At 73.0% G+C, this 12221-nt stretch carries 12 protein-coding genes and 1 pseudogene; 6 read left to right on the plus strand and 7 right to left on the minus strand.

The window, feature by feature from the left end:
• Positions 1 to 386: 386 nt before the first annotated feature.
• Positions 387 to 1154 (minus strand): IclR family transcriptional regulator, encoded by a 768-nt coding sequence (locus tag AB0P17_RS31495; RefSeq protein ID WP_365816184.1) that lies wholly within the window; start codon positions 1152 to 1154, stop codon positions 387 to 389.
• A 195-nt stretch (positions 1155 to 1349) separates the two neighbouring features.
• On the opposite strand from AB0P17_RS31495, the gene AB0P17_RS31500 reads away from it, so the two are divergent.
• Both AB0P17_RS31500 and AB0P17_RS31505 read left to right on the plus strand, forming a co-directional pair.
• Positions 1350 to 2120 carry an SDR family oxidoreductase gene (locus AB0P17_RS31500; protein WP_365816281.1) on the plus strand — a complete coding sequence of 257 codons (771 nt, stop codon included), beginning with the start codon at positions 1350 to 1352 and terminating at the stop codon, positions 2118 to 2120.
• Positions 2121 to 2134: 14 nt separating this feature from the next.
• Positions 2135 to 3163 carry an L-idonate 5-dehydrogenase gene (locus AB0P17_RS31505; protein ID WP_365816186.1) on the plus strand — a complete coding sequence of 343 codons (1029 nt, stop codon included), beginning with the start codon at positions 2135 to 2137 and terminating at the stop codon, positions 3161 to 3163.
• Positions 3164 to 3216: 53 nt separating this feature from the next.
• Here AB0P17_RS31505 and AB0P17_RS31510 read toward each other — a convergent pair whose 3' ends face one another.
• Positions 3217 to 3744, minus strand: coding sequence for an N-acetyltransferase (locus AB0P17_RS31510; RefSeq protein WP_365816188.1), 528 nt, complete (start codon positions 3742 to 3744; stop codon positions 3217 to 3219).
• Positions 3745 to 3979: 235 nt separating this feature from the next.
• On the opposite strand from AB0P17_RS31510, the gene AB0P17_RS31515 reads away from it, so the two are divergent.
• On the plus strand, positions 3980 to 4381 hold the full coding sequence (locus AB0P17_RS31515; RefSeq protein WP_365816190.1) for a DUF6221 family protein: 402 nt from the start codon (positions 3980 to 3982) through the stop codon (positions 4379 to 4381).
• 91 nt (positions 4382 to 4472) lie between these two features.
• Here the strand turns inward: AB0P17_RS31515 and AB0P17_RS31520 are convergent, their stop codons facing one another.
• The 4 genes from AB0P17_RS31520 to AB0P17_RS31535 all read right to left on the minus strand — a co-directional run bounded on the left by AB0P17_RS31520 (position 4473) and on the right by AB0P17_RS31535 (position 8465).
• Positions 4473 to 5261 carry an SAM-dependent methyltransferase gene (locus AB0P17_RS31520; RefSeq protein WP_365816192.1) on the minus strand — a complete coding sequence of 263 codons (789 nt, stop codon included), beginning with the start codon at positions 5259 to 5261 and terminating at the stop codon, positions 4473 to 4475.
• A gap of 85 nt (positions 5262 to 5346) precedes the next feature.
• Positions 5347 to 6147, minus strand: coding sequence for a class I SAM-dependent methyltransferase (locus AB0P17_RS31525; RefSeq protein WP_365816194.1), 801 nt, complete (start codon positions 6145 to 6147; stop codon positions 5347 to 5349).
• Positions 6144 to 7247, minus strand: a complete 1104-nt coding sequence (locus AB0P17_RS31530) for a type III polyketide synthase (protein ID WP_365816196.1) — start codon at positions 7245 to 7247, stop codon at positions 6144 to 6146. Before AB0P17_RS31530 ends, AB0P17_RS31525 begins: the two co-directional genes overlap by 4 nt.
• A gap of 9 nt (positions 7248 to 7256) precedes the next feature.
• Positions 7257 to 8465, minus strand: coding sequence for a cytochrome P450 (locus AB0P17_RS31535; RefSeq protein ID WP_365816198.1), 1209 nt, complete (start codon positions 8463 to 8465; stop codon positions 7257 to 7259).
• 304 nt (positions 8466 to 8769) lie between these two features.
• On the opposite strand from AB0P17_RS31535, the gene AB0P17_RS31540 reads away from it, so the two are divergent.
• From AB0P17_RS31540 to AB0P17_RS31550, 3 genes and pseudogenes are all read left to right on the plus strand, one after another.
• Positions 8770 to 9450 (plus strand): ABC transporter permease, encoded by a 681-nt coding sequence (locus AB0P17_RS31540; RefSeq protein WP_365816200.1) that lies wholly within the window; start codon positions 8770 to 8772, stop codon positions 9448 to 9450.
• On the plus strand, positions 9447 to 10163 hold the full coding sequence (locus AB0P17_RS31545; RefSeq protein ID WP_365816202.1) for an ABC transporter permease subunit: 717 nt from the start codon (positions 9447 to 9449) through the stop codon (positions 10161 to 10163). The genes AB0P17_RS31540 and AB0P17_RS31545 overlap by 4 nt, the downstream gene beginning before the upstream one ends.
• A pseudogene (locus tag AB0P17_RS31550) lies at positions 10160 to 11104 on the plus strand (ABC transporter substrate-binding protein); the annotation flags it as partial. The gene AB0P17_RS31545 and the pseudogene AB0P17_RS31550, both read left to right, overlap by 4 nt.
• A 26-nt stretch (positions 11105 to 11130) precedes the next feature.
• Here the strand turns inward: AB0P17_RS31550 and AB0P17_RS31555 are convergent.
• Positions 11131 to 12105 carry an acetylxylan esterase gene (locus tag AB0P17_RS31555; protein WP_365816204.1) on the minus strand — a complete coding sequence of 325 codons (975 nt, stop codon included), beginning with the start codon at positions 12103 to 12105 and terminating at the stop codon, positions 11131 to 11133.
• Positions 12106 to 12221: the final 116 nt, after the last annotated feature.

Below are 12221 nucleotides of genomic sequence, written 5' to 3' on the forward strand. Positions count from 1 at the left end.
GCCGGGCGCCGGGGCGGGCGCCCGGCGCGCCTCGGACCACCCCGTCCGAGTGGTGTTGTGCGTGGTCAGAGGCGGTGTGGTCGGTGCCCCGCCGGCCCGGCGGAGAGCGGCCGGACCCTGCTGCCGCGGGCGAACTCGCCCTGCCTCGCGGGGTGGTGACGGGGCGACGGGGGAGCGGGCTCGGCGGTGGTGGCGCGTCCGGTGGTCGCGGTGTCGCCGCGATGGTTGCGGTGAAGTCCAGCCACTCACGGCCTGATTGCGGTTCGGAACCCGCAATCGCGGCGCGTGGACGGCCTGTTCCGGCACCCGCGCGGAGACGGCCGGATGCGGGGGCAGCCGTGAGGGCGGGCGGACCCAGGACCTGAGCGCGGGCCGTGCGGCCGAGGTCAGCGGGTGGGCAGCCGGACGCCGAGTTCGGACGCGGCGGCCTGCAGGACCGGCACCATGGCGACCAGGTCGTCGAGGGTGCGGCGGAAGGCGGGGGCCGCGGTCGAGAGCGCCGCGAAGACAGTGCCGTCCGGGCGGAGCACGGGCACGGCCACGGCGCGCAGCCCGGCGTGGTGCTCCTCGTCGGCCGTGGCGTAACCGCGTTCGGCGGCCCGCTCGACCTCGGCGCGCAGGACCGCGCGGTCGGTGATGCTGCGCGGTCCGTACGGGGTGAGCTCGACCCGTTCCAGCAGGTCCGCCCGGACCTCGGCGGGGGCGAACGCCAGCAGCACCTTCCCCATCGAGGTGCAGTGCAGGGGGCCGTGCCGGCCGGGTTCGCTGCGTACGCCGACGGGCAGCGGACCGTCCACGTAATGCACGTAGAGATGGTGCGTCCCGTCGAGCACGGACATCAGGGTGGCTTCCTCGGTCTGCCGCGTCACCCGCTGCATCACGGGGAGGGCGGCGCCCGCGAACCCGTACGCCTGGCCGGCCTGCTGGCCGAGCCGGAAGAGGCCGAGCCCCGGTTTGTAGCGCTTGCCGACCGGTTCGAACTCGACCAGACCCTCGCGGCACAGCGAGTTCACCAGCCGGTGCGAGGTGGAGACGGGCACACCGCTCTCGCGCGCCAGCTCCGAGAGCGTGATGCCGTGCGGGTGCTCGCCGACCAGCAGGAGGAGCCGGATCGCCCGGCCCACCACGTCGACCGGGACATCGCTGGCACTCACAGCAGGAAGCTACCACTCGGCGGAAGGACTCTCCGCCGGGCGGTGGGTGACCTGCGTACGCGACCTGGTGCGCGACCTGGTGGTTGACACCGGCCGGGGAGCGTGGACACGATACTTTCCATTGAACAGATTGCGTTTCCATTCAGTGGGAAAACGGAAGGAGCTGTGCATGACACGGCACCGGAGGGCCACCCGATGAGCCACCCGATGTTCGACATCACCGGAAAGGTCGCCCTGGTCACCGGATCGAGCCGGGGCATCGGCCTGGCGCTCGCGCGGGGGCTGCTGGAAGCCGGCTGCACGGTCGTCCTCAACGGCCGGGACACCGCCGCCCTGGAGGCGGCGCGCGCCGGACTGGCCGAGGCGTTCGGCGACGCCGTCCGCGCGGAGGCGTTCGACGTCACGGACTCCGCCGCCGTCGCCCGGGCCGTCGCCTCCGTCGAGGAGCGGACGGGCCCGATCGACATCCTCGTCAACAACACCGGGGCCCAGCGGCGCGCCCCCTTCACCGACTTCACCGACGAGGAATGGCACGGACTGCTGGGCACCAACCTCACCAGCGCCTTCCTGGTCGGCCGCGAGGTCGCCCGGCGGATGACCCCCCGCGGCCAGGGCAAGATCGTCAACATCTGCTCGCTCCAGAGCGAGGTGGTGCGCCCCGGCATCGCCCCGTACGCCGCCACCAAGGGCGGCCTCAAGATGCTCACCAAGGGCATGTGCGCCGACCTCGGCCCCTCCGGTATCCAGGTCAACGCCATCGGCCCCGGCTACTTCGAGACCGAGCTGACCGCCGCGCTCGTCGCCGACGAGGAGTTCAGCGCCTGGGTCCGGGGCCGCACGCCCGCCGGCCGCTGGGGCACGGTCGACGACCTGGTCGGCGCCCTGATCTATCTCGCCTCCCCCGCCTCCGACTTCGTCAACGGCCAGGTGCTGTACGTCGACGGAGGCATGCTCTCCGTCCTGTGAAGGAGCCTTCCCCCATGCACGCGTGTGTTGTCCACGGAGCCGGTGACCTGCGGATCGAGGAACGCCCGGCGGCCGACCCCGGGCCCGGCGAGATCGCCGTCTCGGTCGCCCTCGGCGGAATCTGCGGTTCCGATCTGCACTACTACCACCGGGGCCGGGTGGGGGACTTCGCCGTCACCGCGCCCATGGTTCTGGGCCACGAGGTCGTCGGGCACGTCGCCGCCCTCGGCCCCGGCACCACGGGACCGGCCGAGGGCACCCCCGTCGCCGTGCACCCCGCCACCCCCTGCGGCGCCTGCCCCGAGTGCGCCGACGGCCGGCGCAACATCTGCGCCCACACCCGCTATCTGGGCAGCGCCGCCCGGACCCCGCACGTCCAGGGCGGGTTCGCCCAGCACATCACCGTGCCCGCCGACCAGATCCGCCCGCTGCCCGCGGGGCTCGGGCTGCGCCGCGCCGTCCTCGCCGAACCGCTGGCGGTCGCGCTGCACGCCGTACGCCGGGCGGGCGCGGTACGCGGCCGACGCGTCCTCGTCACCGGCGCGGGCCCCATCGGCTGCCTCGTCGTGGCGGCGCTGCGCCGGGCGGGCGCCGCGGAGGTCGTCGTCACCGACCTCCTCGACGCGCCGCTGCGGCTCGCGGCCGAGGTCGGCGCCACCGCGACCGTACGGGCGGACCGCCCCGACGATCCGGCCTGGGGAGACGCCGTCGATGTCGCGATCGAGGCGTCCGGCGCCCCGGCGGGCCTGCGCACCTGCGTGGAGCGGGTGCGCCGCGGGGGCACCGTCGTCCTGCTGGGGCTGCTGCCGCCCGGCGAGGTCGGGCTGCTGGGCAATGTCGCGGTCACCCGCGAGATCGAACTGCGGGGCGCCTTCCGGTTCGACGGCGAATTCGACGAGGCGCTGGCCCTGCTGGCCGGAGGTCTGCCCGTCGATCCGGTCGTCACTCACACCTTCCCGCTGGAGCGGTCCGTCGACGCCTTCGACATCGCCGGGGACCGTGCGGTCGCCTCCAAGGTGCTGCTGGACCTCTCGCGGAACTAGAGTCTGTCGTTTTTGTTGGGGCGCCTCGGAGTCTTTGTTGGGGCGCCTCGGAGTCAGATGTGGTCGAACGGCTCGGCGAGCCGGAAGGTGCCCCGCAGCGTCTCCCGGTACGCGGTCAGCGCCCGGACCTGGAAATACGCGCCCCACGACGGATCGGGCGGCACGATCCCGTACTCCGTGCTGGTCCGGAAGCCGTACCTGCCGTAGTACGCGGGGCTCCCCAGCAGCGCGACGAGCGGCTCGCCGAGGGCGTCCGCCGCGCCGAGCACGGAGTGGACGAGCGCCAGTCCCACGCCGCGGCGCTGGTGGTCCGGGCGCACGCTCAGCGGACCGAGGAGGAGCGCAGGGGCGCCGTCGACGCGCCCGCGGGTGCAGACCACGTGCCCGACGATCTCCCCCGGCCCGCCCGGCGCGCCGTCGACGGCGACGAGCGAGAGCTCGGGCAGCCAGTCCTCGCAGGTGCGCAGCGCGTCGAGGAGCGGGGCCTCCACGGTCTCCGGTTTCTCCGGGGTCGCGAAGGCGGCAGCGGTGACGGCCCGTACGGTGGCACGGTCGGCGGAGTTCTCACGTCGGATCAGCACCCGCACAGTGTGGCGCGGCGCGGGGCGGCGGCGCAAAGGAATTCCGCCGCCCGCCGCCCCGCGCCCGACCGGTCAACTCGCTTTTCCCTGGCGGATGCGTGCCGGGCGCGCGCCCCGGCGTGGACGGCGCGGCGGGCGGGGCCGAAGTGCGGCATGCTCTGCGGGACGAGTGGAACGGACCCGGCACGGGCACTGCCCGGAGCGGGTCCGTCATGGCCAGAAGGACCGGAACCAGATGACAGACCACAACGCTGGACTGATGGCGTTCGTGCGGGCACGCCTCGACGAGGAAGAGCGGATCGCCCGCGACGCCGGCGGCGATGCCTGGCGGTGCCCGCCGGAGCAGCCCGGTGAGATCCACGACCGCACCGGCGGCATCGCGTTCAGCCTGCGCACCCACGGCTACGACCGCCATATCGCCCGTCAGGATCCGGCGTGCACCCTCCGGCGTGTCGAGACGAGCCGGGTGCTGCTCGACGAGTACGCGGAGGTCGCGGCCCTGGACGTGGACCGTCCCGGCGACAGCTTCGCCTCCGGCCGCGCGGTGGGACTGGGCTTCGTCGTCCGGCAGATGGCCGCGGAACACGCCCACCACAGCGACTACCAGGTGAAGTGGCTGCCCCGGTTCTCCCACTAGGCATCCACCAGCGGCTTGTCCCCGATGGACCGGCTCCGGTTTCCCGCCGGCCCGGTCCATCGGGCCCGTCAGGGCGGTATGACGGCGGCGGCTACGGTACGCGCGCGACGCCGGCGTAGAAGCCGCTCGGCTCGGGCGCCGGGGCCGGTCCGTCCTTGTACCAGTGGGCGGCCGTCACCAGCCCGGGTGCCACCAGTTCGAGACCGTCGAAGAAGCGCGCCACCTCGGCCCGGTCCCGCATCCGCAGCGGGATCTCGCCGTCCTTGTAGGCGGTGGTGACGACGTCCCGGTACTGCGGGTGTTCGTCGAAAGTGGTGTGGGAGAGGAGCAGATAGCTGCCGGAGGGCAGCGCGTCCACGAGGGTCCGGGTGATCCCGTACGGGTCGTCCTCGTCCGGGACGAAGTGCAGCAGCGCGATGAGACAGAGCGCGACGGGCCGGCCGAAGTCCAGGAGGGTCCGGGCGTGATCGAGGATGGCCTCCGGCTGCCGGACGTCCGCCTGGACGTAGTCGGTGGCGCCCTCGGCCGTGCCGGTGAGCCGGGCCTCGGCGTGGCGCAGCACGATGGGGTCGTTGTCGGCGTAGACGATCCGGGCCGTCGGAACGATCTCCTGGGCGATCTGGTGCAGATTCGGCTCGGTGGGGATCCCCGTGCCGATGTCGAGGTACTGGTCGACGCCCTGCCGGGCCACCCAGGCGACGGCGCGCCGCATGTACGCCCGGTTCCGTAAGGCGTTGCCCTTGGCCTCGGCGGGTATTCGCTCCCCGACCACCTGGTCGACGAGGTAGTTGTCCTTGCCGCCGAGGAGCCAGTCGTACACCCGTGCGGGGTGGGCCTTGCTGGTGTCGATCCGGGGCTGGGGCGGCGGATGGGCCGTCATGAAGGGCTCCTGTGTGGGTGGCCGGGGCTGCCGCGACCGCCGACGCGCCGTGGTGGGCGCGGTGCGACGCGGACGGGCGCACAGCCTAGGTGACGCGCGCCGCCCGGGACCAGGCCGTGATCATGACGTAGCCGGGATACCGTTCCGCCGTCGCCGGTTCACCGGTGAGCGCGGTCAGATCGTCGATCCGCAGTACGTCGAACCCCGCCGCGTCGAGCAGGGCCGGCAGCCGCTCCCGCGTCGTGAGACGCGCGCCCGGCGCCCCCGGCGGTGTGCCGCCGGCGCCGACCGGGTCCGCGAGGAGCAGCAGGCCGCCGGGGCGCAGACAGCGGGCGGCCTCCGCGAGGACGGCCCGCTTGCCCCGGCGGCCGGGGGTGTCCGGCAGCCGCGTCGTGACCTCCATCATGAGCGCCTGGTCGAAGGAGCCGGCCGGGAACGGCAGCGCGGTCGGGTCGGCGGTGTGGAACTCCGGCCGGACGGCGAGCGCCGAACGCGCGGCGCGGCGCCGCGCGGTGGCGATCCGGGTGGCGCCGATGTCCGTGCCGGTCACCGTGCAGCCGGTCTCCGCCGCCAGCAGCAGCGCGGCCCGTCCGGTGCCGCAGCCGATGACGAGCAGGGCGGTGCCGGGGAGCGGCGCGAGCCGGGTCCCGGCCAGCCGGGTGAGCCGGTCGGCGCGTACGGCCGGGGTGGCCGGGGCGCCGGGCCCGTGCGGGGCGTCGAACCCGTCCGGGTCGTCGGGCCCGGTGACTTCGTCGGGCTGGTCGGAGTGACCCCGGTGCGGAACATCCGTGCCCGGCGCGCGGGCGCGGTGGTCGGCGCGAGGGGCGTCGGCCCGGGAGAGCCGGGGGCCCGGCGGGCCCGCCGTCCGGATCTCCCGGGCGTTCACACCGCGCTCCTGGGAACGCTTTTGCCGCGGTGGGACACCGGCGCCGCGCCGCCCGGCCGGATCCAGCGGCCGAGGGAGATCTCCGCGGTGATCCCGGGGCCGAAGCCGGCGATCACCCCCCGGGCCCCCTGCGCCGCGCCGCCCTCCTCGAAGAGCCGGTCCAGCGCGTCGAAGATGACGGCGCTGGCGATGTTCCCGCGTTCGGTGAGGGTCGCCCTGCTGTAGCGGAAGTTCTCCGACGGGAGCATCAGATACTTGCTCAGGTCGTCGAGGATCCGGGGCCCGCCCGCGTGGACGATGTAGAAGTCCAGGTCGGAGACGTCCCAGCCGAACGGCTCCGCCATGTCCCGCATGGCCGGGGCGAGCATGGACATCGTGCCGGGGACCCGCTTGTCGAGCATGAAGTGGAAGCCGGTGTCCCGGACCGCGTACGAGATCCACTCCTCCGTGCCGGGCACGAGATGCGAGCCGTTCTGTTCGAGCTGTACGCCCACCCCGCCCTCGCCCCGTACGGCGACGGCGGCGACGGCGTCCCCGAAGAGACCGTTGGAGAGCAGATTGCCCACCCCGAGGTCCTCCGGCTGGTAGCAGAGCGAACAGAACTCGCAGGACACGATGAGCACGTTCGCCCGCGGATACGCCATGCAGAAGTCGTGCGCGCGGTTGATGGCGGTGCCGCCCGCGGCGCAGCCGAGCTGGGCGATGGGCAGTTGGCGGGTGGCGGATCTGAACCCCATGGTGTTGATCAGCCACGCGGTCATCGAGGGCATCATGAAGCCGGTGCACGACACGTACACGATCAGGTCGATGTCACGGGTCGTCAGCTCCGCGTGGGCCAGCGCCCGGTCGATGACCTCCGGCAGCCGGGACTTGGCCTCGCTCTCGTAGAGGGCGTTGCGGGCGGTGAAGCCCGGATGTCTCAGCGTGTCCTCGATCGGCTGCACGAGATGCCGGGTCTGCACCCCGGTGTTGCCGATCAGCCGGAGCGCCAGGGCGAGTTGCGGGTGCCCGGCGTGCAGGGTACGCGCGAACTCCAGGGTCTGTTCCCGGGTGATGACGTGCTCGGGCACGGCGATCGCCGGTCTGCACAGTGTTGCCATGTCAGCTCCTCACCAGGCGACCGGAAGCGCCAGCGGATAGCGCCAGATGGAGTCGGTGTTCCACCGCACCTCGGGCTCGGGAACGGCCAGCCGCAGCGCGGGGAACCGGCGGAACAGGGTGCCGACGGAGACCTGGAGGGTCATCCGGGCGAGATGGGAGCCGAGGCAGTGGTGGCTGCCGTACCCGAACGCCATGTGGACGGCGGGATCCACGCGCTCGAAGTCCAGCTCGTCCGGGCGCTCGTAGACGAGATCGTCCCGGTTGGCCGTCAGATAGGAGACATGGACCGTGTCGCCCGCCTTGATGGTCACCCCGTCGAACTCGACGTCCTCCAGGGCCACCCGCGGGATGCCGACCCCCTGGCGGAACGGGATGTACCGCAGCAGTTCCTCGACGGCCTGGGGCAGCATTTCGGGGCGGGCCCGCAACTGCGCGAGCTGCGCGGGGTGGGTCAGCAGCGTGAAGACGATGTTGCTGATGTCGTACGTGGTGGTGTCGTGGCCGGTGACGACCAGGAGCATCGCCAGGACGGCCAGTTCGGCCTCGTCCAGCATCTCGTCGCCCACCCGGGCGGTGGCGAGCGCGCTGATGAGGTCGTCCCCCGGAGCGCGCCGGCGCGCCGCGGTCAGCTCGGTGAAGTACGCCCGCAGCCCCGCCTTCGCCCCGACCGCGGAGTCACGGTCGGCGGCGTTCATGGACATCATCGCCATCGCCCAGTCGCGCAACTGGCGCCGGTCCGCCACAGGTATGTCGAGCAGTTCGCAGATCGACATCAGGGGCAGCCGGTCGGCGAGATCGGCGACGATGTCGCCCGGCCCGCCCCGCGCGACCATCTCGTCGAGCAGTTCGTCCACGGTCCGCTGCGTCCAGGGCCGCGTCGCCTCGACCTGACGGGTGGTGAACGCCTTGATGATCAGCCGGCGCACCCGGTTGAGGTTGGGCGGGTCCATCAGATTGATCGCCTCGGACTGGGCGATGGGCGCCGGGGTGATCCGCGGAAAGTCCTTGCCGATCAGCGCCGCGCGGCTGAACCTCCGGTCCGAGGTGACGGTCTGGACGTCCGCGTACCGGGTGACGAGCCAGCAGTCGCCCTCTCCGTACGGCATCCGGACCCGGGCGATGGGAGCCTCGGTCCGCATCCGGGTCATGAAGGGGTCGGGTTCCAGCGCGTTGTCATGTCGGACCGGGCAGGTCCGCACGGAATCCGAAGGAGTCATCGCGGCACTTCCTCAGGGAGGGGGGTAGATGGCGAGGGTCCTGATTGATCGGAGCATGCCATGACGATCGGCGCCACACTCAAGTAATTCCGTCCAGTTCACCCGTAAGAGGTATTTACGTGTGATCCCACGCAACATCCTTACCATTCAGGCGAATTGGGACCCCGCGGTCCGCCCGTGGCCCCCTCCCGGCGGCCCCGGCGCCCGCCACGGGGATCTCGCCGCGCCCCACTCGACCGTCCCGCCTCCCCCGTACGGTCCAGCACGGCGCGCGGGCGCCGCGGGGCGGCGCTCCAATGGACAGGTGACCGCGCCCCCGGACGACTGCCTCGCGCGCAACGAGTGGATCTGCGGCGCCTATCTCTCCAGCCGTCGCACGATCCTGTGGGACGCGGTGCTCCAGCACCTCCAGCTCACCTTCGCCGCCGTCCTGATCGGCCTGGCCCTCGCCGTACCCCTCGCGCTCGCCGCCCGCCGCTGGAACGTGGCGGCGGCCCCCGTCCTCGGCGTCACGACCGTCCTCTACACCATCCCGTCGCTCGCCATGTTCTCGCTGCTCCTGCCGTTCTACGGACTGTCCGCCTCGCTCGTCGTCGCCGGGCTCGTCCTCTACTCCCTGACCCTGCTCGTACGGAACATCCTCGCCGGGCTGCGCGGCGTCCCCGAGGAGACCCGGCAGGCCGCCCGTGGTCTCGGATACGGCCCGCTCCGGCTGCTGCTCACCGTCGAACTGCCGCTCGCCCTGCCCGCGGCCCTGGCCGGACTGCGCATCGCGACCGTCTCCGCCGTCTCCCTCGTCACCATCGGCGCCATCGTCGGATACGGCGGGCTCGGCAACCTCATCTACGCCGGGATGAACTCCTTCTTCAAGGCGCAGGTGCTCACCGCCTCCGTGCTGTGCGTCGTCATCGCCGTCGCCGCCGACGTCATCCTCCTGCTGCTCCAGCGCCGGCTCACCCCCTGGACCCGGCGGGCCCGCGCGTGAACACCCTCACCGCCGCCTGGTCCTGGCTCACCAGCCCCGCACACTGGTCGGGCGACGGCTCCATCGGCGACCGGCTCGCCGAGCACCTCTTCCTCACCGTCGTCTGCCTCGCCCTGAGCTGCGTGCTCGCCCTGCCCGTCGCCCTGGTCCTCGGCCACCTCGGCAGGGGCGGCGCCCTCGCCGTCAACATCTCCAACGCGGGGCGCGCCGTCCCCACCTTCGCCGTTCTCGTCCTGCTGCTCCTCACCCCGCTCGGCGCGTACGGACAGTGGCCCACGATCATCGCCCTGGTCCTCTTCGCCGTCCCGCCGTTGCTGACCAACGCCTACGTCGGGATGCGGGGCGTCGACCGGGACACCGTCCGGGCGGCCCGGGGCATGGGCATGACCGCGTGGCAGACGCTGTACCGGGTCGAGGTGCCGCTCGCGCTGCCGCTGATCCTCACGGGCGTACGGATCGCCGCCGTCCAGCTCGTGGCCACCGCCACTCTCGCGGCGCTGATCGGCGGCGGGGGACTCGGCCGGATCATCACCGCCGGGTTCAACCTCGCCGACACCGCCCAGGTGGTGGCGGGCGCCGTGCTCGTCGCCGCCCTGGCGCTGCTGGTGGAGGGGGTGTTCGAGGCGGTGCGGCGGCTGGGGACGTCCGGGCCGAGGCGGGGCGGGCCGGGCCGGACCGGCCGGACGGGAGGCCCCGGGGACGGCGCCGGATGAGACCGCTGCGTACCACCGCCCTCTGCGGCGTCCTGCTCCTGGCGACGGCCACCTGCACCACGGGACCGTCCCTGGAGCACCGGGGCGCCGTCACCGCCCCGCCCGGCGACAGCCGTCATCTGACCGTCGGGACCGCCGGCTTCACCGAGAGCGACCTGCTGGCCCAGATGTACGCGCTCCTGCTGGAGCGGGCCGGGTACCACACCAGGATCCTCTCGGTCACCAACCGGGAGCTCTACGAACCGGCCCTGGAGAGCGGCCGGATCGATGTCGTACCGGAGTACGCGGCCACCTTCGCCGACTGGCTGAACGCCAAGGTCCACGGCCCCGGCGCCCGCCCCGTCGGCTCGCCCGACCTCGCCACCACGATGAAGGCGCTGCGCACCCTCGCCTCGGCGCGCGGGCTGACGGTCCTCGCCCCCGGCCGCGCGGTCGACCAGAACGCCTTCGCCGTCGCCGCCTCCTACGCCGGGAAGCACCGCCTCAGGACCCTCAGCGACCTGGGCCGCTCCGGGCTGCCGGTACGGCTCGCCGCCGGTGACGAGTGCGTACGGCGCCCGTACTGCGCGCCGGGGCTGAGGAAGACGTACGGGATCGACATCACCGGCATCGACCCGAAGGGCGTCGGCACCACACCGGCCAAAGAGGCCGTGCGGCGCGGCCAGGACCAGATGGTGCTGACCACGACCACCGACGCGACCCTCGGCCGGTTCGGACTGGTGCTGCTCGCCGACGACAAGCACCTGCAGAACGCCGACAACATCGTGCCCGTCGTCAACCGGGCCAGGGCCGGCGCGCGAGGCGTCACCGAGGCCCTGGACCGGCTGAACACCGTACTGACGACCGCGGACCTGGCCGGGCTGGGCGAGCGGGTGGACGGCTGGCGGCGGCTGCCCGAGGACGTCGCCAGGAGCTATCTGGAGGCACGGGGACTGCTGCCGGCCGGCAGCGGCGGCCCGCCGCCCCGTCAGCCCGCCCGCAGCCGCTCCGGCAGCCAGCGCAACTGCGCGGCCTGCTGGTACGGGCCGCCGCCCTCGTGGTCGTTGAAGTCGTACACCTCGATCGACTTGTCCTCGTGCGCGTACGCGTTGAACGCGCCGAACACCGTCGACGGCGGGCAGGTCTCGTCCTCCAGGGCCACCGAGAACAGCGCGGGGGCCCGGCCGCGCGCCGCGAAGTGCACGCCGTCGAAGTAGTTGAGCGTCCGCCACGCCCGCTCCGTCCGGCCCCGGTAGGTCTTCAGGTAGAGACCCACCTCGCGGTACGGATGCCGGGAGCTGATGGTCGTGGCCCGGGGGAAGTCGCAGAGGAACGGCACGTCCGGTGCCACCGCCACCAGGTCCGGTACGAGACCGGCCACCGCGAGGGTGATCCCGCCGCCCTGGCTGGCGCCGGCGACCGCGGTGCGCGCCGCGTCGACCAGCGGGTGGGCCCGGGCGGCCTCCACGGCGCGCACCGCGTCCGTGAAGAGCCGCCGGTAGTAGTAGTCGTGCGGGTCCTCGATGCCCCGGGTCAGGAAGCCCGGTATGGAGGAGGCGCTGCCCACCGGGTCGGGGGTGTCGCCGCCGTCCCACCCGGCGCCCTGGCCCCGGGTGTCCATCACGAAGTGCGCGAAGCCGGCCGACCCCCACAGCAGATGACTGTGCGGCAGCCCGCGCCCACCGCCGTACCCGACGTACTGCACCACCACGGGCAGCGGCTCACGGGCGCCCGCGGGCAGGACGAGCCAGCCCTTGACAGGGTGGCCGCCGAAGCCGGCGAAGGTCACGTCGAGGACGTCGAGCGTCGTCAGCGCGGTCGGGACGGGCTCGAAGCGCACGTCGAGATCGTGGCCGCGGGTCTCGGCGAGGGTCTTCGCCCAGAACTGGTCGAAGTCCTCGGGCTCCACGGACGCGCTCCGGTAGACGCGGAGCTGGTCGAGGGGCAGATCGGCCTGGGGCATGCGGGACCACCTCGGTAGGGAAACGGGGCTACTGGCCAACTGGACTACGGATGATCACACCGTACGACCGGAGGGTGGATCGCAGAAGAGCGCGAACCCGCCGGTGCGGCCTGCGT

It is taken from the genome of Streptomyces sp. NPDC088124 (genome assembly GCF_040685895.1).
Classification (GTDB): Bacteria; Actinomycetota; Actinomycetes; order Streptomycetales; family Streptomycetaceae; genus Streptomyces.

Excerpts from the sequence above, each read along its gene's own strand:
- AB0P17_RS31530 (WP_365816196.1), bottom strand. The coding sequence starts at position 7,247 with ATGGCAACACTGTGCAGACCGGCGATCGCCGTGCCCGAGCACGTCATC.
- AB0P17_RS31520 (WP_365816192.1), bottom strand. The coding sequence starts at position 5,261 with ATGACGGCCCATCCGCCGCCCCAGCCCCGGATCGACACCAGCAAGGCC.
- AB0P17_RS31505 (WP_365816186.1), top strand. The coding sequence starts at position 2,135 with ATGCACGCGTGTGTTGTCCACGGAGCCGGTGACCTGCGGATCGAGGAA.
- AB0P17_RS31500 (WP_365816281.1), top strand. The coding sequence starts at position 1,350 with ATGAGCCACCCGATGTTCGACATCACCGGAAAGGTCGCCCTGGTCACC.
- AB0P17_RS31535 (WP_365816198.1), bottom strand. The coding sequence starts at position 8,465 with ATGACTCCTTCGGATTCCGTGCGGACCTGCCCGGTCCGACATGACAAC.
- AB0P17_RS31515 (WP_365816190.1), top strand. The coding sequence starts at position 3,980 with ATGACAGACCACAACGCTGGACTGATGGCGTTCGTGCGGGCACGCCTC.
- AB0P17_RS31555 (WP_365816204.1), bottom strand. The coding sequence starts at position 12,105 with ATGCCCCAGGCCGATCTGCCCCTCGACCAGCTCCGCGTCTACCGGAGC.